Genomic DNA, 19,011 nt, shown 5'->3' with positions numbered 1-19,011 from the left:
GGCGGGATGCCGCGCGCCAAGAACGCGCCCAACTCGCGATACTGGGGAAACAGCCAGTCGGTTTTGCGCAGGCAGGCCGCCGCGCCGACCTGGGCGGCTTCCTGGCCACGGCACGATGCGAACAACGCCAACTGGCCTTGGCGCTTCAGGTTGACGAATTCGGTGTCCAGCTCCCGGGTGACGACCACCGTCTCGTAGAGCCAGCACAGCGTCTCGGCGGGAAGGTCGCGGCTGTAGCGGCGTTCGGCGGTCGGCGTGCCGTCCGCGGCGATCAGCTGCACCGGCTCGAGGTCGACGGTCATCGGCATCCGAGACATATCCGCCATAACGCCTCCCTTGCTCAGGGCCGCGTGACGGGTCAGGTCAGCAAACCAGCTGCACGAAAGGCTCCGCTCGCCGCGACACTGGCGCACTTTCCATTATGCGCTCAAACGCGAAGAGACCTGGTTGATCGCGGATTCGCAGCGAACGTGTCGCGCCCGGTTCAGGCGGGCTCGCCGGCCCGCCTCAGCATCATTTCCGCGTGCTTGAGTACCGGCGAGTCGACCATCTGGCCTTCGAACGCGAACACCCCCCGCTCGGTCCGCGCCGCCGCCAAAACCCTTCGCGCCCAGTCCAGCTTCTCCTCGCTGGGGCGATAGGCCTCGCGCACCACCGGGATCTGGGTCGGATGGATGCAGACGGTCCCGCCGAAGCCCACCGCGACGGCATCGTCCGCCTCGGCCCGCAGGCCTTCGATGTCGCCGATGTCCAAATGCACGGCGTCGAGCGCGATCCGGCCGAACGCGGACGCCGCGAGCAGGATTGTGGACCGAACGTGGCGGGCGACGTCCCGATAGGTGCCGTCGGGCCGACGGCTGGAGCTGCCGCCCAGCGTGGCAACGAGGTCCTCGGCCCCCCACATCATCGCCACGGTGCCCTCGGCCGCGGCAATTTCGGCGGCGAACACCGCGCCTCGCGGGGTTTCCACCAGTGCGACGACCTCGCGCGGCGCGAGCGCGGTCACCTGTGCGGCCGATTCGGTCTTGGACAGCATCACGGCCGTGTAAGCGGTCTCGGCCAGGGCATCGAGATCGCGGGCCTGCTCGTCGGTGCCCGCGGCGTTGATGCGCACCACGGTGCGCTCGGGGTCCAGCGGGGTCTCGCGCAGGGCCTTGCGGGCCGCGGGCTTGTCGCCCTCGGCGACGCCGTCCTCGAGGTCGAGGATCACCACGTCCGCGGCGGCCGCAGCTTTGGCGAAACGCTCGGGCCGGTCGGCCGGGCAGAACAGCCACGCCGGGCCGGTGGCGCGCAGGTTCATTGGGTCTCCTCGGCCGGCCGTTTCTGCACGAGCGTGGTGCGCACCGCGCGCGCGACGACGTCGCCGTCCTGGTTACGCCCGGTGTGCTCGAGGGTGACGATGCCTTCGCGGGGCCGGCTCTTCGATTCGCGCTTGCCGGTGCACACGGTCTCGGCGTAGAGGGTGTCGCCGTGGAAGACGGGCTTGGGGAACGACACCTCGGAGAAGCCGAGGTTGGCCACGATGGTGCCCAGCGTCAGCTGCGCGACCGACAGCCCGACCAGCGTCGAGAGGGTGAACATCGAGTTCACCAGCCGCTCACCGCGAAAGCCGGGCTGCTCGGCCGCCCAGGCCGCATCGAGATGCAGGGATTGGGTGTTCATGGTCAGCGTGGTGAACAGCACGTTGTCGGCCTCGGTGACGGTGCGGCCGGGCCGATGCAGGTATGTCGTGCCGATCTCGAATTCCTCGAACCACAAGCCCCGCTGGACGATTGACTTGTCAGTCATGAAAGCCCCAGCGATCGCGCGATGAGCATCAGCTGCACCTCGGTAGTGCCCTCCCCGATTTCGAGCACCTTGCTGTCGCGGTAGTGACGCGCCACCGGATACTCGTTCATGAAGCCGTAGCCGCCGTGAATCTGGGTGGCGTCGCGCGCGTTGTCCATGGCCGCCTCCGAGGAGATCATCTTCGCGATCGCAGCCTCCTTCTTGAAGGGCTTGCCCGCCAACATCTTTGCGGCCGCCTCGTAGTATGCCGTGCGCGCAACATGTGCTCGGGCTTCCATCCGCGCGATCTTGAAGCTGATCGCCTGGTAGGAGCCGATCGGTTGGCCGAACGACTGGCGTTCCTTGGCGTACTTGACGCTCTCGTCCACGCAGCCCTGCGCGGCCCCGGTGGCCAGAGCGGCGATCGCGATCCGCCCCTCGTCCAGGATGGACAGGAAGTTGGCGTAGCCGGTCCCGCGGGCGCCCAGCAGGTTCTCCTCCGGGACGCGCGCGTCGGCGAACGTCAGCCCATGGGTGTCCGACGCGTTCCAGCCGACCTTGTTGTAGACCGGCTCGACGGTGAATCCCGGTGTGCCGTTGGGCACGATGATCGTCGAGATTTCTTTTTTGTTCTCGGCGATGGTTCCGGTGACCGCGGTGACGGTGACCAGTGACGTGATGTCGGTGCCCGAGTTGGTGATGAATTGCTTGCTGCCGTTGATCACCCACTCCCCGTTCTCGAGCCGGGCTGTCGTGCGCGTGCCGCCGGCGTCGCTCCCCGCACCCGGCTCGGTGAGCCCGAAAGCGGCTAGCGCCCGCCCGGCGGTCAGGTCGGGCAGCCACGTTTGCTTCTGCTCCTCGGTGCCGAATCGGTAGATCGGCATCGCGCCGAGACCTACCCCGGCTTCCAGCGTGATCGCCACGGATTGGTCGACCTTGCCGAGCTCCTCGAGGGCCAGTGCCAGGGCGAAGTAGTCGCCGCCCATGCCGCCGTATTCCTCCGGGAACGGCAGCCCGAACAACCCCATTTCGCCCATCTTCGCAACAACCTCGTACGGGAAGCTGTGCTCCTCATCGTGTTTGGCCGACACCGGCGCAACGACGGTGCGCGCGAAGTCGGCAACGGTGTCGCGGAGATCCTCGTATTCCTTGGGCAAAGTCCCCGCGGTGATTGTGGTCATGCCTCGTCCTTACTCTCTTCGTCCGGAATCAGCCGGGCCAAAATCTGGTCCACTGACACCTGGTCGCCCACCGAAACCAGCACCTCGGCTCGTCCCGAAACCGGCGCGCTCAGTGAATGTTCCATCTTCATCGCCTCGACGACCACGACGACGTCGCCTTCAGAGACCTCGGCACCGGAATCCACCTGGACGGCGATCACATTGCCCGGCATCGGGCTGACAATCTCCGCCTGCAGCGCGCCGGCCGCACGATGGATCTTTTGCTCCTCGGCCTCCCGCAGGTGCCAGGTTCCGCGCTCGTCGGCGATCCACAGGTTCCGGTCGGCCTCGGCCCACCGGTAATCGCGGCGCAGGCCATCCAGCGTGACGCTCAGCAGCGATCGCTCGACTTGCACACTCGCGGAAGACTTCTCACCGTCACCGACCTGGACCGCCGCGGCCTCGGGCGGCCCCCAAACCGACACCGTCTCGGTGCGCAGCGGGGTGCGCATCGCGGTGCGCACCGGCGCGGCATTGCCGCCGACGCGCCATCCCGTCGGCGCCGCCCACAGGTCGCCGTTGGCGCGACGGGCCAACCCCCACTGCCGGAACAGGCCGCCCGCGGCGAGCACGTCGTCGGGGGCGGGCAGCGGCGCGAAGTCGGCCAGCCGCTCGTCCAGCAGCGCGGTGTCCAGGTCACCGGCGCGCACCCGCTCGTCGGCAAGCAGAAAACGCAGGAACTCGACGTTGGTTTGCACACCCAGGACGGCGGTCTGCGCGAGCGCCCGGTCGAGTCGCGCCAGGGCCTCGTCGCGGTCGGCGCCGAAGGCGATGACCTTGCTCAGCATCGGGTCGTAGTCGCTGCCCACGACCGTCCCGGCCAACAACGACGAGTCCACCCTCACCCCCGTGCCCGCGGGCTCGAAGACCTGCAACACCCGCCCGCCGGTGGGCAGGAATCCGCGCGCCGGGTCTTCCGCGTACACCCGGGCCTCGATCGCGTGCCCGCGCAGCTCGATGTCGTCCTGCGCGAACGCCAGCTTCTCGCCGGCCGCCACCCGCAACTGCCACTCGACCAAATCCAGCCCGGCGACCTCCTCGGTGACCGGATGTTCAACCTGCAGACGGGTATTCATCTCCATGAAGAAGAATTCGTCCGGCCGGTCGGCGGACACAATGAACTCCACCGTGCCCGCGCCGACGTAATCCACGCTGCGCGCAGTGTTGCAGGCCGCCGCGCCGATCCGCGCCCGGGTCTCGGGATCGAGCAGCGGCGAGGGCGCTTCCTCGATGACCTTCTGGTGGCGCCGCTGCAGGCTGCACTCGCGCTCGCCGAGGTGGATCACGTTGCCGTGCGCATCGGCGAGGACCTGCACCTCGATGTGCCTGGGCCGCAACACGAATCGTTCCAGGAACAACGTGTCGTCGCCGAACGAGGAGGCCGCCTCCCGGCGCGCGCTTAGCAGCGCCTCGCGCAGCCGGGCCGGGTCGTCGACCAATCGCATGCCCTTGCCGCCCCCGCCGGCCGACGGTTTGATCAAGACCGGATAGCCGACCTCGTCGGCCGCCGCGACGAGCTCGTCGTCGGCCAGGCCCGGCCGGGCCACCCCGGGCACCACGGGCACGTCGAAGGCGGCGACCGCGTTCTTCGCGGTGATCTTGTCGCCCATCACCTGGATCGCCCGCGCCGGCGGGCCCAGGAACACCACCCCGGCGCGTTCGCACGCGGCCGCGAAATCGGCGTTCTCGGAAAGGAACCCGTAGCCCGGGTGGATCGCCTGCGATCCGGTGCGCGCCGCCGCGTCTAACACGCGGGAGATGTCGAGGTAGCTCTCGCGCGCCGCCGCGGGCCCCAGCCGCGCCGCCTCGTCGGCCTCCAGCACGTGCCGTGCGGCGGCGTCGGGATCGCTGTAGACGGCGACCGACCGGATACCCAGCCGGCGCAAGGTCCGGATCACGCGCACGGCGATCTCGCCGCGGTTGGCCACTAACACGGTCTCGAACATCGTCACATCCGAAAGACGCCGTAGGAGACCGGTTCCAGCGGCGCGTGCGCGCACACCGAAAGGGCAAGCCCGACAAATGTTCTGGTGTCGGCCGGATCGATGATCCCGTCGTCCCAGAGGCGAGCGGTGGAGTAGTACGGGTTGCCCTGGTCCTCGTACTGCTCGCGGATCGGCGCCTTGAACGCCTCCTCGTCGCCGGGTGACCACGGTTTGCCCGACGCGGCGAGTTGCTCGCCGCGCACGGTGGCCAATACGGACGCGGCCTGCTCGCCGCCCATTACCGAGATCCGCGCGTTGGGCCACATCCACAGGAAGCGCGGTGAATACGCGCGCCCGCACATCGAATAGTTGCCCGCGCCATAGGATCCGCCGATCACGACGGTCAGCTTGGGCACCCGCGCGCATGCCACGGCGGTGACCATTTTGGCGCCGTGCTTCGCGATGCCCCCGGCCTCGTAGTCGCGGCCGACCATGAACCCGGCGATGTTCTGCAGGAACAGCAGCGGGATCTTGCGCTTGTCGCACAGCTCGATGAAATGCGCGCCCTTCAAAGCGGATTCGCTGAACAGCACGCCGTTGTTGGCGATGATGCCGACGGGATGGCCGTGGATGCGCGCGAACGCGGTCACTAGGGTCTTGCCGTAGTTGGCCTTGAATTCGCTGAATTCGCTGCCGTCGACCAACCGCACGATGACCTCGTGTACGTCGTAGGGCACCCGCGGATCCGGCGGTACGACGTCGTAGAGCTCGGACTGGGCATGTGTGGGCTCGATGGAGGGCCGCGCCTCCCATTGGCTGGGCTCGCGCGGCGCGAAGGTGGCCGCGATCGCGCGGACGATCCGCAGCGCGTGCTCGTCGTCGTCCGCGAGGTGGTCGGTGACACCAGACACCCGCGAATGCAGGTCGCCGCCGCCGAGCTCTTCGGCCGAGACGATCTCGCCGGTGGCCGCCTTGACCAGGGGTGGGCCGCCGAGGAAGATCGTGCCCTGCTCGCGGACGATGACGGCCTCGTCGCTCATCGCCGGCACGTAGGCGCCGCCGGCCGTGCACGAGCCGAGGACCGCCGCGACCTGCGGAATTTCCTTGGCGCTCATGGTCGCCTGGTTGTAGAAGATCCTCCCGAAATGCTCCCGGTCGGGAAACACTTCGTCCTGCCGCGGCAGGAAGGCCCCGCCGGAGTCGACGAGGTAGATGCAGGGCAACCGGTTCTGCAGCGCGACTTCCTGTGCGCGCAGGTGCTTTTTGACCGTCATCGGGTAATAGGTGCCGCCCTTGACCGTCGCGTCGTTCGCCACGATCACACACTCGCGCCCCGACACCCGGCCGATCCCGGTGATGATCCCGGCGCCGGGCGACTCGTCGTCGTACATGCCGCCCGCCGCCAGCGGGGACAACTCCAAAAACGGGCTGCCCGGATCGAGCAGTCGGTCCACCCGTTCGCGGGGCAGCAGCTTGCCGCGGCTGACGTGACGCTCCCGCGCGCGTTCGTTGCCGCCGAGGGCCGCGGCGGCAAGCTTCGAATTCAGCTCCGCGACCAGCCTGCGGTGCTCATCGGCGAAGGACGGCGCGGCCGTCAGGGAGGTCACTGTGCGGCCGCTCGAATCGTAAGGGGCGGTTGGGTCTTGGCGATGACTTCCTCGACCGAGACGCCGGGGGCGGTCTCGATCAGGTGCAGGCCATCGTCGCAGATGTCGATGACCGCGAGCTCGGTGACGATGCGATTCACGCAGGCGACCCCGGTCAGCGGCAGCGTGCAGCGCTCGAGGATCTTGGGGCTGCCGTCCTTGGCGGCATGCTCCATCATCACGATCACCTTGCGGGCGCCGTGCACCAAGTCCATCGCCCCGCCCATGCCCTTGATCATCTTTCCCGGGATTGTCCAGTTGGCCAGGTCGCCGGTGGCCGAGACCTGCATGGCGCCCAACACCGCGACATCGAGGTGCCCGCCGCGGATGATCCCGAATGACGTTGAGGAACAGAAGAACGCCGCCCCGGGAAGCGTGGTGACCGTTTCCTTGCCGGCGTTGATCAGGTCGGGGTCGAGCTGCTCGCGCTTGGGGTACGGCCCGACGCCCAGAATCCCGTTCTCCGAGTGCAGGATCACGTGCACACCCTCGGGGATGTGGTTGGGGATCAAGGTGGGCATCCCGATGCCCAGGTTGACGTATTGGCCGTCTTCGAACTCCGCGGCGATGCGGGCGGCCATGTCGTCTCTGCTCCAGCTCATGGCCGCACCGTCTCTTTCTCGATCAGCTTGGTGGGATTGGGCACGTGCACCACCCGCTGGACGAAGACACCCGGGGTATGGACCGTGGCGGGGTCGATTTCTCCGGGCTCGACGAGGTGTTCGACCTGGGCGATGGTGATCCGTCCGGCCGCCGCGCAGTCGGCATTGAAGTTCGCCGCCGCTTCGCGGTAGACCAGGTTGCCGTGGCGATCACCCTTCCAGGCGTGCACCAGGGCAAAGTCGGTGCGGATCGAGCGCTCGAGAACGTAGGTGACGCCGTCGAACTCGCGGGTCTCCTTGGCCGGCGACACCACGGCCACCTCTCCTGATGCGTCGTAGCGCCAGGGCAACCCGCCGTCGGCGATTTGCGTGCCGACCCCGGCCGGCGTGTAGAACGCCGGAATTCCCATGCCGCCGGCGCGTAGCCGCTCCGCGAGCGTGCCCTGCGGGTTGAGTTCCACTTCGAGCTCACCGGAGAGGAATTGGCGGGCGAACTCCTTGTTTTCGCCCACGTAGGACCCGGTGGTCCGCCGAATCCGCTTGTGCTGCAACAGCAACCCAAGCCCGGCGCCGTCGATGCCGCAATTGTTCGACACCGTCTCAAGATCGGTGACACCGCTATCGACCAGCGCAACGATCAGCGCTTCGGGGATGCCGCAGACCCCGAATCCCCCCACCGCCAACGACGACCCGTCGGCGATGTCCGCCACTGCCTCGGCAGCGGTCGCGAACACCTTGTCCATTGCCGCAATGCCTCCTCGCCGCGCCAGCCGATTTCAGTTAATTTTCATTAACTGGGTGAGAATACCATTACCCGTACCGTCGCGTCCAGGGAGCTCAGGCCTGGTCGTGGAGGTGCTCGACGGCTCGCTGCCGCAGCTCGATTTTGCGGACCTTGCCGGTGACCGTCATGGGGAACTGGTCGACGATCCACAGATGCCGCGGGATCTTGAACCCGGCGATTCGGCCGGTGCAGAATTCCCGCAGGCGCTCGCCGGTGAGCAGGTCCGCGCCGTCGCGCAGCATGACCACGGCCATGAGCTCCTCCCCGTACTTTTCATCCGGCACCCCGATGACATGGCAGTCGACGATGTCGGGATGGGTATGCAGGAATTCCTCGATCTCGTGCGGCGAGATGTTCTCTCCTCCGCGAACGACGATGTCCTTGATCCGGCCCGTGATCCGGACATATCCGTCCGCGTCCATGGCGGCCAGATCGCCGGTGTGCATCCAGCCATCGACGTCGATGACCTCCGCGGTCCGCTCGGGGTCGCGCCAATAGCCGGCCATCACCGAGTAGCCCCGGGTGCAAAACTCGCCGGCTACGCCGCGGGGCACGGTCGCACCGGTGGCCGGGTCCACCACCTTGACCTCCAGATGCGGCCCCACCCGCCCGACGGTGCCGACGCGCCGTTCCAGCGAGTCGCCGGTGCGGGTCTGGCAAGAGACGGGCGATGTTTCGGTCATGCCATAGCAGATCGAGATGCCCGGCATGTGCATGCGTTCGATCACTTCGCGCATCACCTCGATCGGGCAGGGCGAGCCCGCCATGATCCCGGTGCGCAGGCTGCGCAGCTCGTAGTCGGCGAATTCCGGCAGGCCCAGCTCGGCGATGAACATCGTCGGCACGCCGTAGAGGCTGGTGCACCGTTCCGCTTGCACCGCCCGCAGGGTGGCGGCCGGTTCGAAGCCGGGCCCCGGAATCACCATCGCCGCACCATGACTGGTGGCCGCCAGATTGCCCATCACCATGCCGAAGCAGTGATAGAGGGGCACCGGGATGCAGATCCGATCCGCGGCGGTGTACTCGAGCAGCTTACCCACCAGGTAGCCGTTGTTGAGGATGTTGCGATGGCTTAGCGTGGCGGCCTTCGGATATCCCGTTGTGCCGGAAGTGTATTGGATGTTGATCGGATCGTTTCGGTCTAGTCCCGCCGCGATCTCGTTCAGCGTGTCGGGGTCGGCGTCGGTATCGGCGAGCTCGTTCCAGCGGTCGCTGTCCAGCAACACCACGTCGCGCAGGAGGGGGCAACCCGGGGCCACCTCGGCCAGCATCGCGGCGTAGTCACCGGTCTTGAAGCTCCGAGCGGCGATCACCATCGCGACCTCGGATTGCCTGAGCGCATACTCCAATTCGCCGGCACGGTAGGCGGGATTGATAGTCACCAGGATCGCGCCGATCTCGGCGGTCGCGTACTGGACGAGCACCCACTCCCATCGGTTCGGCGCCCAGATGCCGACCCGATCGCCGACACCGATCCCCGCCCGCACCAGCCCCGTCGCCAAACGGCGCACGGACACCAGGAATTCGGCGTAACTCCAGCGTCGATCGGCCGAGACGTCGACTAGTGCTTCGGCGTGCGCGTGCCGAGCGGCCGTGGCAGCGAGGTTGGCGCCGATGGTCGTCTCGAGCAGCGGAGGCTCGCTGGGACCGCGCTCGTAGGACAGCAGGTGTCCGGCTCCGGTTGCTGCCACGGTTCCTCCGGCTCGGTCGGTTACCAACCTAGACCGTCGCCGACATCGACGACCATTCCGAAACGTGAGTTAATAACCGATAACTCGTGCTATGTTAGTCGCAATTAACCGAGTGGGACGGGGGCCGGTGATGACGACGTCCGTTCCGAACGGCCGGGCCGGGACGGCTGACGGCCGAAATCGCCGCAGCCAGTTGAAATCCGACCGACGCCTGCAACTGCTGGCCGCCGCCGAGCGGCTATTCGCCGAGCGCGGTTTCCTCGCGGTGCGGCTCGAGGACATCGGCGCGGCCGCCGGCGTCAGCGGCCCGGCCATCTATCGGCACTTCCCCAACAAGGAATCGCTGCTCGTCGAGTTGCTGGTGGGGATCAGCGCCCGGCTGCTCGCCGGCGCCCGGGATGTGAAGGCCCGCAGCCCAGACGCCGCCTCGGCGCTGGACGGCCTCATCGACTTTCATCTCGACTTCGCGCTGGGCGAACCGGACCTGATCCGCATCCAGGACCGCGACCTGGCGCACCTGCCCGAGGCCGCCGAGAAGCAAGTGCGCAAAGCCCAGCGCCAGTATGTAGAGGTGTGGGTGAGTGTGCTGCGCGAGCTGAACCCCGGGCGGGCCGAAGCCGATGCCCGGCTGACGGCGCACGCCGTCTTCGGCTTGTTGAACTCGACGCCGCACAGCATGAAGGCGGGCGAAAGTTCGCGCACCCGAGCGACGGGGGTGGCGCGGTCACGTGCGGTGATGCGGGCGATGACGGTCGCCGCGTTGCTGGCCAGTGAGCGGAGCCCGTAGCGTCGCGCCAGGTACCCTGCATGCCATGAGGTGGACATGAACGATCCACGCCCGACGGAGCGGTTCAGTCCCCCTCTCCCGGGATCCGAACCGCCCGGCCCGCCGAATACCGCGCCCGTCGATCCGGCCTACGCCGGGCAGGCGCCGTATGCCCCCACCTATGGCGGTGGATATGGCCCGCAATGGACGCAGAGCCTGAATGAGACCAGCCCGACCGATCAGTTGCCGGCGTACTGGCAGCAGGGCCAGCCTCCGCCGGGCGAGCTGCCGCCCGAGGGCGCCGGTCCCCCGCCGCCGGAAGGCCCGAAGTCGCCACGGTGGCTGCTGATCGCCGCCGGCGTTGCGGTGCTGTTGGTCGTCGCGCTGGTAATTGCGCTGGTGCTGGCCAACGGCGCGGTCAAAACACAGACCGCCGTGCCGCCGCTGCCCGCCATGCCGGGGTCGAGCCCGGAAACCACCACCCCGACCACGCGGACCTCGCCGCGGTCGCGATACCCGCTGCCGCCGCCGTCCGTCTCTGCCACGCCCACCGAGACCACCGGACCCGCCGGGATGCAAAGCGTCGTCTACGACGTCAACGGCGACGGGCGGGCGATCAGCATCACCTACTGGGACACCGGCGACGTCATACAGACGGAGTTCAACGTGGCGCTGCCGTGGAGCAAGCAGGTCAGCCTGTCACGCTCGCCCACTCATCCGGCCAGCGTCACGATCATCAACATCGGCCACAATGTCACCTGCACGCTCACGGTGGACGGGGCCCAGGTGACCCAACGCGTCGGAGTGGGCATCACCATCTGCGACGCCGCCGGGCACTAGGACGTTCTAACCCCGTGGCGGACAGCATATTGCGCCTGCGCGAGTTACTCACATCGGGAATTGTGAAAATTGGGTTTGTCGTCCACGGCAGATGGGGTATGTGGGGCACGTAAGCGCATCCGGCGGCGGTCTAATCGGGAAAACCCCAAGGGCGCTTATTTGTCGGGAAATTTCAATTACACACACTCCACAGACGTGGGAAGTCGTCTTATGAAGGATGCGTCTCTAAGGCGGGATCTATGCGAATTCGCCACCGAGCTGCGCCAGCTGGCCTACACCATGCCGAGCGGGCACGAAGACCCTCTCGTACGCCTGAGCGAGCGGATGATCCATTACGCCCAGGAAGAGGTCGCTACAGACACCACGTAAACGCGCATGACTGGGAGAGAATATGAGCGCCTATCAGACCCTGGTCGTCGGCACCGATGGCTCGTACACGTCGTTTCATGCGGTGGACCATGCCGCCGCGTTCGCCGCGGAAAATAATGCGAAATTGATCATCGCGATGGCGCACTTGTCTTATCTGAACAAGGGAGACAAGGGAGGCTGGGGAAGACCAGCCCGGCCGGATCGGGTGCTTGATGGCCGCGCCGAAGTCGCCCTCGGGAACGAGGGGGACTACAAGGTGCACGGAATGGCCGCCATCTACGCGATCCTGCGGGAGGCCCAGGACCGAGCCAGGGCGGCCGGAGCGAAGGATATCGAGGCACGACCGATTCGGGGTGATCCGGTACACGCGCTGTTCCGCCTCGCCGCGGAGGTTAAGGCTGATCTGTTGGTGGTCGGCAACGTGGGACTAGGCACGCGCAGCGACAAATGGCTTGGCTCGGTGCCCGGAAACGTCTTGCGCAGGGCGAAGACCGACGTGCTGCTCGTCCACACCACCGACTGAGAGTTATCTGGTCTTACTCACCGTTGTGTGTTGGCGCGGCGGGACCCGAACCAGCGCCATGCCCAGCAGCCCGGCGACCAGTACCAGTGAGATGCCGCCGAGGCCGGCGCGGACGGCCCCGAACGCGTCGACGAACACCGAGAACAGCCACGGCGCCAGGAAGGCGACGGCCCGTCCCGTCATGGTGTAGAGGCCGAACGCCACGCCTTCCCTGCCGTGGTGGGCCATCTGGAGCAGTAGGGCGCGCGCCGACGACTGCGACGGCCCGATGAACATGCACAGCAGCAGTCCGCATATCCAGAAGGGCACGGGCCCGGACAGCACCATCAGGGTGAGTGCCATGGCGACGATCGCCGCCAGCGACCCGAGGATCACCGGTTTGGATCCGATGCGGTGGTCGACGAACCCACCCAGGACGGCGCCCACCGCGGCCACCACGCTGGCCGCGACGCCGAAGATCAGCACATTGGCCTGCGAGATGCCATAGACGTTGACGCCCAGCACCGCGCCGAAGGCGAAGATCGCCGCCAATCCGTCCCGGAACAGCGCGCTGGCCCCGAGGAAGTAGACGAGGTTGCGGTCGCGTCGCCATTCCGCGGAAACCTCCCGCCACAGCTTGCGGTAGCCACCGAGCAGCCCGGCGGGCGGGGGCGCCTGCGTCGAATCGGGCAGCCGGTGCGCAGCGAGCAGCAACGGCAGCGCCAGCACCGCCAGCCACGCCGCGGCCGCCAGCATCGCCACCCGGACGTAGAGCCCGTCGGCGACGGGAAGCCGTAGCAGCCCGCGCACCGCGCCCGGGCCGGAGCCAGATCCGGAGATGAATCCCGCATAGATCACCGCCAGCAGCACGACGCTGCCGAGATAGCCTGCCGCCCAACCGAGTCCGGAGATGCGGCCCGCCGTCGCCGGCGTCGAGAGCTGACGCAGCATCGCGTTGTACGGAACGCTGGCCAGGTCACCGCACGCCGCGGTCGCCCCCAACAGCACCAGCCCGGCCCAAAGATAGCCGGGGCGATCGTGGATGAAGAACATCGAACAGGTCAGCGTCACCGCCAGGGCCGTCAACACGCTCAGCACCACGCGCCGGCGGTGTGGCGCTTCCACCCACACGCCGACGACGGGCGCGAGCACCGCGACCGTGAGACCGGCGACGGCCCCGGCGCGACCCAACCAACTCGCCGGCGTCGTCGGGCCGGGCAAGCCAACCCCCACGCTGCTGGTCAGGTAGACGGAGAACACGAAGGTCGTCACGATCGCGTTCAGGCCGGTGGATCCGGTGTCCCACAGCGCCCACGCCACGATTCGGGATCGCGCGACGGTGCCCGAACCCGAATCCGGCTGACTCATGCCCGGCACTCTATGTGTTGGGGGGCTGTCTACGATTGGCGCATGCCGATACCCGCGCCCAGCCCTGACGCGCGCGCCGTTGTCACCGGAGCTTCGCAAAACATCGGCGAAGCGCTGGCGACCGAGCTCGCCGCGCGCGGCCACAGTTTGATCGTCACGGCGCGGCGCGAGGACATCCTGACCGAGCTCGCCGCGCGGCTGGCCGACAAGTATCGCGTCACCGTGGAAGTGCGACCGGCCGACCTTGCCGACCCGGCGGATCGCGCGAAGCTGTGCGACGAACTGGCCGCCCGCCCGATCTCGATCCTGTGCGCCAACGCCGGCACCGCGACGTTCGGCCCGCTCGCGGCCCTCGACCCGGCCGGCGAGAAGGCGCAGCTGCAGCTCAATGTCCTTGGGGTGCATGACCTTACGCTGGCGGTGCTGCCCGGCATGATCGAGCGCAAGGCCGGCGGCATCTTGATTTCCGGTTCGGCGGCAGGCAATTCGCCGATCCCCTACAACGCGACCTATGCCGCCACCAAGGCGTTCGTGAACACCTTCAGCGAATCGATACGCGGCGAACTCCGCGGTTCCGGTGTGCATGTCACCCTGCTTGCGCCGGGCCCGGTGCGCACCGACCTGCCCGACGACGCCGAGGCCACGCTCGTCGAGCGGCTGGTGCCGGACTTCTTGTGGATCTCCACCGAGCACACCGCCCAGGTATCGCTGGATGCGTTGGCGCGCAACAAGATGCGAGTCGTCCCCGGTCTGACGTCGAAGGCCATGTCCGTTGCGAGCGGGTACGGCCCCCGCGCCATCGTCGCCCCGATCGTGGGCAGCTTCTACAAGAAGCTCGGCGGCGGGTAGTCGCTACTTCCGACGCCGTCCGCTGCCGAGGAGATTGCGGATTATCTCGCGTATGCCGGTGTTGACGTAGCCTTTCACCGTCGGGTTTTTCAGGATTTCCTCCCACATCGCGGGGCCCTTGGGCTCGTAGGGCTCCGGCATCGGCGGCACGTCGAGCTGGTCCGGCAACGGCAGCGGCTCGTATTGGCCGCGCTGAGCCTGCTGAGGTGGGGCAGCCTGCGGCGGCGGCTCCGGCTGTTGAACCGTCTGGCCGTATTTGGCCTGCAGCGGACTGGATTTGGCCGCGGCGGCGACCGCGTCGGTGCCAATGGCGGCCATCAGCGACCGCGGCACGCGCATGCGCGTCCACGCGACCGGCGTGGGTGCGCCCTTCTCGGAGAGCACGGTCACGACGGCCTCGCCGATTCCCAACGACGTCAACGCCGACTCCAGGTCGTACACATCGGTTTTCGGATAGGTGCGCACGGTCTTGGACAGCGCCTTCTGGTCGTCCGGCGTGAACGCCCGCAAGGCGTGCTGGACGCGGGCGCCCAGCTGGGAGAGCACGTCGTTGGGCAGGTCGGTGGGCAGCTGCGTGCAAAAGAACACCCCGACGCCCTTGGAACGAATCAGCTTGACGGTCTGCTCGACCTGCTCGAGAAACGCCTTGGACGCGTCGGTGAAAAGCAGGTGCGCCTCGTCGAAAAAGAACACCAGCTTCGGCTTGTCCACGTCACCGACCTCGGGCAGCACGGTGAACAAGTCGGCGAGTAACCACATCAGGAAGGTGGAGAAGATGACCGGGCGCAAAGTCTGACCGCTGAACTCCGGCAACGAGATGATGCCGCGGCCGTGGTCGTCGACGCGCAAAAGATCCTGCGGGTCGAGCTTCGGCTCGCCGAAGAACGTGTCGCCACCCTCACCGGCGAGATTCACCAGGGCGCGCAGGATGACACCTGCCGTCGTCGAGGACACTCCGCCCAACGATTTCAGGTCGGCCTTGCCCTCGTCGCTGGCCAGATGGCTGATCGCGGCGCGCAATTGGTCCAAGGTGACCAGCGGACGGTTGTTGTCCTTGGCCCAGTGAAAGATCAACCCCAGCGTCGATTCTTGGGTAGCGTTGAGCCCCAACACTTTTGACAAGAGGATCGGGCCAAAACTGGCGACCGTCGCGCGCACCGGCACACCCACTCCGCCGGTGCCGAGTGACAGAAACTCCACCGGGTATCCCGTCGCCGCCCAGTCGTCGCCGGTGTCTTTCGCGCGCGCTGCGGTCCTGTCGTTTGCCTCCCCCGGCCGGGCCAGGCCCGATAGGTCGCCCTTCACGTCGGCCATCAGCACGGGTACGCCGGCGGCGCTGAGCTGCTCGGCGATCAGTTGCAGCGTCTTGGTCTTGCCGGTTCCGGTCGCCCCGGCGACCAGGCCATGCCTGTTGACGGTGGCCAGCGGAATGCGTATCTGAGCGGTCGGGTCGGCCGTGCCGTCGACCACGACCGTGCCCAATTCCAACGCCTGGCCTTTGACGGCGTAACCGCTCGCGATCCGCTGCGCGGGTGTCGCCGCCGATTCCGTGCTCATCGTGCCGCGCCCCTCTGTCGTTGGTTAAGCACCGACCACCCTACTGCCCGTCGGCAAGCGGGGGCAGGGCCCGACGGGGTCCCACGTGCGCCTACGCTGAGCGCTGTGCGCGACGAATTGGTGTGGATCGACTGCGAGATGACCGGGCTGGACCTGGGTTCGGACAAGTTGATCGAGATCGCAGCCCTGGTCACCGACGCCGACCTGAACATACTTGGCGACGGCGTCGACGTGGTCATTCACGCCGACGACGCCGCGCTGTCGTCGATGATCGACGTAGTCGCCGAAATGCACTCGCGCTCGGGCCTTGTCGACGAAGTGAAGGCATCGACCGTAGACCTGGCGACCGCCGAGGCGATGGTGATGGATTACATCGGCACCCACGTCAAGCAGCCCAAGACCGCGCCGCTGGCGGGCAACTCGATCGCCACCGACCGTTCGTTCATCGCGCGCGACATGCCCGCGCTGGACTCGTTTCTGCATTACCGGATGATCGACGTCAGCTCGATCAAGGAACTGTGCCGGCGCTGGTACCCGCGCATTTACTACGGTCAGCCGGTCAAGGGGCTATCCCACCGCGCGCTGGCCGACATCCACGAATCCATCCGGGAATTGAAGTTCTACCGGCAGACCGCATTCGTGCCGCAGCCGGGCCCGTCTACCAGCGAAATCGAGGCGGTGGTCGCCGATCTCGGCGGCGGAGAGCAAGCGGCCGGGCCAATCGATTCGGCCGCCGAGCCACCAACCGGCTAGTATCGACAGTCGCTGCGCGTCTAGGCGCGGCCATGGTGGCTGTAGTTCAGCTGGTAGAGCACCAGGTTGTGATCCTGGGTGTCGCGGGTTCGAGTCCCGTCAGCCACCCCACAGTCGGAGCGCCCGCGCCCCGACATACTCAGGTGTTGGCGTTGCCGGCCTTCCACACCGGCCAGGGCACGTTCCAGTCACCGAGCCCCTCGGTCCCCGGCAGCGTCGGGCCGACGGTATGCACAACCTCGACGATGTCCCCGCTCTTGCTGTGGTCGTAGAACCACTCGGCGTTGCTGGGGCTCACGTTCAGGCAGCCGTGGCTGGTGTTGGTGTGCCCCTGGGCGCCGACCGACCACGGCGCGGAGTGGACGAAGACGCCGCTGTAGGACATCTGCGTGGCCCAGTCGACTTCGGTGCGATATCCGTTGGGCGAGTTGACCGGAACCCCATAGGTCGACGAATCCATGATGATGTGTTTGAACCGGCCACCGATGATGTACACGCCGTTGGCCGTCGGGGTGCTGTCCTTGCCCATCGACGTCGGCATGGTCCGGACGACTTCGCCGTTGACCCGCACCGTCACCGTCTTGGTGGTGTCGTCGGCGGTCGAGATGACCTCGTCGCCGATGGTGAAGTGCGTCTTGACGTTGTCTTCGCCGAACATCCCGTCGCCCAAGTCGACACCGTAGGTGTTCACCGCCACATCAACGGTGGTGCCCGGCTTCCAGTAATGCTCTGGGCGCCAACGCACTTCGCGGTTGTTCAACCAGTAGAACGCGCCCTCGACGGGCGGGTTGGTCGTGATGGTGACGGCCTTCTGCGCCGCTGCGCGATTCGCGATGTTCTCGTCGAAGCGGATCGCCACCGGCTGGCCGATGCCCACCACCTCGCCGTCGGCGGGGTAGACGTAGGGCATGGTCAGGTGGGCGGGGGAACTGGTCGCGAAGCTCATCTGGCGGTTCGCCGCGCTACCACCGAGCCCGAGCGCCTTCGCGGTCAGCGTGTAGCGCCGGTTGTAGCCGAGCGGCTCGGTGGTCGACCAGCGCAGCCCGTCCGGGCTGAGTTGCCCGTTTATCGTCTTGCCGTTCTCGTTGACCATGCTGACCGACGCGAGCACCCCGTCGGCAACGCTGACCGTCACCGGCGCGTCCACGGTGACCCCGACGGCGCCGTCGGACACCGACGACGTGAGCTTGGGCACCAGCAGATCGGCGAACGGCGTGCCCTTGTCGAAGATGACCTTCGCGGGCGCGGCCGTGTGGCTGCTGCCGCAGGCAACACCGACCGCAGCAAACATGACCATGGCTACAAGCAGCCACGATCGGCGTCTGCGCAAAGGCATCATCGAGCTGCCTTCCAATAAGATCGGCTGAGTTTGGTCACCGCTGACCAGAATCGGTGCATGCATTCTAATGGGTTCTGGCCGCTCCCCATGCCGACATTGACCGGCGACGGGCGTCACAATCGCGACAAATTCTCCATTTGGGCCCCGTCGCGGGTCGAGACGGCTTCGACGCGCGCGAGTTTGACGATGGCCGCCGTCGTCACCAGCGCAGCCACCGAGAGGGCGACAAGCCCGGCGCCAGCGGCATTCAGCGTCTCGCCGAGGACGACGACACCCAGCACCGACGCCACGACCGGCTGCGACATCTGCAAGGTCGGCATCGACGCGGTCAAGGGGCCGGCCCGGAAAGCCGCCTGACTCCACACCACGCCCCCTACTGCCGCCAGCAGCAGGGCGTAGAGCTCGGGAGTCTGGGTTACCGCCCATCCCCGATCGCCGAGCCGGGCTACGACCTCCTTGGCGAGCACCGCAAATACCCCCCACAGCGAACCCGAAACCAAGGCGAAGAGCACCGCGGCCACGGAGCCACCCCAGACCCGGCCGGCCACGACGCACGCGACCAACAGCGGCCCGAGGACCACGGCCACGACCGCCCAGGTTTGCAGCGGCGCGCTCGAACGACCGGCCTGCGGATTGCCGACGACCACGATCACGATCACCGCGGCAGTGAGCAAGCCCGCCCAGATCCACTCGCCGCCACTCACCGTGCGGTGGTACAGCCTGGCATTGATCGGCAGCGCAAACAGCAGCGAAAGCACCAGCAGCGCCTGCACCAGTAGCACCGATCCCTGGCCCAGCGCGGCCGCCTGCAGCGCGACGCTCGCCGCGAGCAGCAATGTGCCCCACCACCATCGTCGGCTGCGCAACAGGTTGGCGAACAACTCGATGTGACCGACCGCCCCGTCGGTGACGCAGTGTGCCGCTCGTTGCTGCAGCACGTCGCCGATCGCGATGCACAGCGCGGAACCCAGCGCAAGCACAACGGCGATATCGAGCCGAGTGATTCCTTGCAGCATTGCCGTATCCCATACCC

General features: G+C 67.3%; 19 protein-coding genes and 1 tRNA gene. 7 read left to right on the top strand and 13 right to left on the bottom strand.

From position 1 onward, the window contains the following. From A5736_RS18935 to A5736_RS18895, 9 genes are all read right to left on the bottom strand, one after another. Window positions 1-326 (bottom strand): thiamine pyrophosphate-dependent enzyme (locus A5736_RS18935; RefSeq protein WP_254848404.1); only part of this gene is annotated, 326 nt, incomplete at its 3' end. A gap of 158 nt (window positions 327-484) precedes the next feature. Beyond that, entirely contained in the window at window positions 485-1,300 is an 816-nt protein-coding gene (locus A5736_RS18930; protein ID WP_076247934.1) for a CoA ester lyase, read from the bottom strand. Next, complete coding sequence (locus A5736_RS18925; protein WP_076127269.1) at window positions 1,297-1,788, bottom strand: MaoC family dehydratase; 492 nt, start codon at window positions 1,786-1,788, stop codon at window positions 1,297-1,299. Before A5736_RS18925 ends, A5736_RS18930 begins: the two co-directional genes overlap by 4 nt. Then, on the bottom strand, window positions 1,785-2,948 hold the full coding sequence (locus A5736_RS18920; RefSeq protein ID WP_076247932.1) for an acyl-CoA dehydrogenase family protein: 1,164 nt from the start codon (window positions 2,946-2,948) through the stop codon (window positions 1,785-1,787). Before A5736_RS18920 ends, A5736_RS18925 begins: the two co-directional genes overlap by 4 nt. Next, the gene (locus tag A5736_RS18915; RefSeq protein WP_076247931.1) at window positions 2,945-4,933 is read right to left on the bottom strand and encodes an acetyl/propionyl/methylcrotonyl-CoA carboxylase subunit alpha; all 1,989 of its coding nucleotides are present in this window, start codon (window positions 4,931-4,933) and stop codon (window positions 2,945-2,947) included. The genes A5736_RS18920 and A5736_RS18915 overlap by 4 nt, the downstream gene beginning before the upstream one ends. A gap of 2 nt (window positions 4,934-4,935) precedes the next feature. Then, a complete protein-coding gene (locus tag A5736_RS18910; RefSeq protein ID WP_076127261.1) occupies window positions 4,936-6,519 on the bottom strand; it encodes a carboxyl transferase domain-containing protein in 1,584 nt (527 codons plus the stop codon). Next, complete coding sequence (locus A5736_RS18905) at window positions 6,516-7,160, bottom strand: CoA transferase subunit B (RefSeq protein WP_076127259.1); 645 nt, start codon at window positions 7,158-7,160, stop codon at window positions 6,516-6,518. The genes A5736_RS18910 and A5736_RS18905 overlap by 4 nt, the downstream gene beginning before the upstream one ends. Continuing rightward, window positions 7,157-7,903 (bottom strand): CoA transferase subunit A, encoded by a 747-nt coding sequence (locus tag A5736_RS18900; protein WP_076127256.1) that lies wholly within the window; start codon window positions 7,901-7,903, stop codon window positions 7,157-7,159. Before A5736_RS18900 ends, A5736_RS18905 begins: the two co-directional genes overlap by 4 nt. Before the next feature lie 94 nt (window positions 7,904-7,997). Beyond that, window positions 7,998-9,635 carry an AMP-binding protein gene (locus tag A5736_RS18895; RefSeq protein ID WP_076247929.1) on the bottom strand — a complete coding sequence of 546 codons (1,638 nt, stop codon included), beginning with the start codon at window positions 9,633-9,635 and terminating at the stop codon, window positions 7,998-8,000. A gap of 130 nt (window positions 9,636-9,765) precedes the next feature. Between A5736_RS18895 and A5736_RS18890 the strand changes: the two genes are divergently transcribed. From A5736_RS18890 to A5736_RS18880, 4 genes are all read left to right on the top strand, one after another. Then, window positions 9,766-10,422, top strand: coding sequence for a TetR/AcrR family transcriptional regulator (locus tag A5736_RS18890; RefSeq protein WP_076247928.1), 657 nt, complete (start codon window positions 9,766-9,768; stop codon window positions 10,420-10,422). 36 nt (window positions 10,423-10,458) lie between these two features. Beyond that, window positions 10,459-11,241 carry an MmpS family transport accessory protein gene (locus tag A5736_RS18885; RefSeq protein ID WP_076127249.1) on the top strand — a complete coding sequence of 261 codons (783 nt, stop codon included), beginning with the start codon at window positions 10,459-10,461 and terminating at the stop codon, window positions 11,239-11,241. A gap of 195 nt (window positions 11,242-11,436) precedes the next feature. Beyond that, complete coding sequence (locus tag A5736_RS26440; protein WP_175611327.1) at window positions 11,437-11,610, top strand: hypothetical protein; 174 nt, start codon at window positions 11,437-11,439, stop codon at window positions 11,608-11,610. 22 nt (window positions 11,611-11,632) lie between these two features. Beyond that, entirely contained in the window at window positions 11,633-12,133 is a 501-nt protein-coding gene (locus tag A5736_RS18880) for a universal stress protein (protein ID WP_076127247.1), read from the top strand. A 3-nt stretch (window positions 12,134-12,136) separates the two neighbouring features. Here the strand turns inward: A5736_RS18880 and A5736_RS18875 are convergent, their stop codons facing one another. Next, window positions 12,137-13,480 carry an MFS transporter gene (locus tag A5736_RS18875; RefSeq protein ID WP_076247926.1) on the bottom strand — a complete coding sequence of 448 codons (1,344 nt, stop codon included), beginning with the start codon at window positions 13,478-13,480 and terminating at the stop codon, window positions 12,137-12,139. 42 nt (window positions 13,481-13,522) lie between these two features. Between A5736_RS18875 and cmrA the strand changes: the two genes are divergently transcribed. After that, window positions 13,523-14,329, top strand: a complete 807-nt coding sequence (cmrA, locus tag A5736_RS18870; RefSeq protein ID WP_076116326.1) for a mycolate reductase — start codon at window positions 13,523-13,525, stop codon at window positions 14,327-14,329. A 3-nt stretch (window positions 14,330-14,332) separates the two neighbouring features. On the opposite strand, the gene A5736_RS18865 is transcribed toward cmrA, so the two are convergent. Next, window positions 14,333-15,886: a helicase HerA-like domain-containing protein gene (locus tag A5736_RS18865; protein ID WP_076247925.1), complete on the bottom strand. Its 1,554-nt coding sequence runs from the start codon at window positions 15,884-15,886 to the stop codon at window positions 14,333-14,335. A 105-nt stretch (window positions 15,887-15,991) separates the two neighbouring features. Here A5736_RS18865 and orn point away from each other — a divergent pair, with 105 nt between their 5' ends. Then, window positions 15,992-16,639: an oligoribonuclease gene (gene orn, locus A5736_RS18860; protein ID WP_076127239.1), complete on the top strand. Its 648-nt coding sequence runs from the start codon at window positions 15,992-15,994 to the stop codon at window positions 16,637-16,639. Window positions 16,640-16,674: 35 nt separating this feature from the next. Then, window positions 16,675-16,750, top strand: a tRNA-His gene (locus A5736_RS18855). 28 nt (window positions 16,751-16,778) lie between these two features. Here the strand turns inward: A5736_RS18855 and A5736_RS18850 are convergent. Continuing rightward, window positions 16,779-17,978: an Ig-like domain-containing protein gene (locus A5736_RS18850; RefSeq protein ID WP_076127342.1), complete on the bottom strand. Its 1,200-nt coding sequence runs from the start codon at window positions 17,976-17,978 to the stop codon at window positions 16,779-16,781. Window positions 17,979-18,091: 113 nt separating this feature from the next. Beyond that, entirely contained in the window at window positions 18,092-18,994 is a 903-nt protein-coding gene (locus A5736_RS18845) for a DMT family transporter (RefSeq protein WP_369805146.1), read from the bottom strand. Window positions 18,995-19,011 lie beyond the last annotated feature (17 nt).

It is taken from the genome of Mycobacterium sp. SP-6446 (assembly GCF_001954045.1).
Lineage (GTDB): Bacteria > Actinomycetota > Actinomycetes > Mycobacteriales > Mycobacteriaceae > Mycobacterium.
The sequence above is the reverse complement of the archived record's forward strand: the minus strand, read 5'-3'. Positions and strand labels throughout refer to the sequence as shown.

What these genes read in the sequence shown, in the direction of transcription:
- A5736_RS18880 (WP_076127247.1), top strand. Translation starts at nt 11,633, where the DNA reads ATGAGCGCCTATCAGACCCTGGTCGTCGGCACCGATGGCTCGTACACG.
- A5736_RS18925 (WP_076127269.1), bottom strand. Translation starts at nt 1,788, where the DNA reads ATGACTGACAAGTCAATCGTCCAGCGGGGCTTGTGGTTCGAGGAATTC.
- A5736_RS18850 (WP_076127342.1), bottom strand. Translation starts at nt 17,978, where the DNA reads ATGATGCCTTTGCGCAGACGCCGATCGTGGCTGCTTGTAGCCATGGTC.
- A5736_RS18885 (WP_076127249.1), top strand. Translation starts at nt 10,459, where the DNA reads ATGAACGATCCACGCCCGACGGAGCGGTTCAGTCCCCCTCTCCCGGGA.
- A5736_RS18845 (WP_369805146.1), bottom strand. Translation starts at nt 18,994, where the DNA reads ATGCTGCAAGGAATCACTCGGCTCGATATCGCCGTTGTGCTTGCGCTG.
- A5736_RS18915 (WP_076247931.1), bottom strand. Translation starts at nt 4,933, where the DNA reads ATGTTCGAGACCGTGTTAGTGGCCAACCGCGGCGAGATCGCCGTGCGC.
- A5736_RS18875 (WP_076247926.1), bottom strand. Translation starts at nt 13,480, where the DNA reads ATGAGTCAGCCGGATTCGGGTTCGGGCACCGTCGCGCGATCCCGAATC.
- cmrA (WP_076116326.1), top strand. Translation starts at nt 13,523, where the DNA reads ATGCCGATACCCGCGCCCAGCCCTGACGCGCGCGCCGTTGTCACCGGA.
- A5736_RS18890 (WP_076247928.1), top strand. Translation starts at nt 9,766, where the DNA reads ATGACGACGTCCGTTCCGAACGGCCGGGCCGGGACGGCTGACGGCCGA.
- A5736_RS18865 (WP_076247925.1), bottom strand. Translation starts at nt 15,886, where the DNA reads ATGAGCACGGAATCGGCGGCGACACCCGCGCAGCGGATCGCGAGCGGT.
- A5736_RS18930 (WP_076247934.1), bottom strand. Translation starts at nt 1,300, where the DNA reads ATGAACCTGCGCGCCACCGGCCCGGCGTGGCTGTTCTGCCCGGCCGAC.
- A5736_RS18900 (WP_076127256.1), bottom strand. Translation starts at nt 7,903, where the DNA reads ATGGACAAGGTGTTCGCGACCGCTGCCGAGGCAGTGGCGGACATCGCC.
- A5736_RS18920 (WP_076247932.1), bottom strand. Translation starts at nt 2,948, where the DNA reads ATGACCACAATCACCGCGGGGACTTTGCCCAAGGAATACGAGGATCTC.
- A5736_RS18905 (WP_076127259.1), bottom strand. Translation starts at nt 7,160, where the DNA reads ATGAGCTGGAGCAGAGACGACATGGCCGCCCGCATCGCCGCGGAGTTC.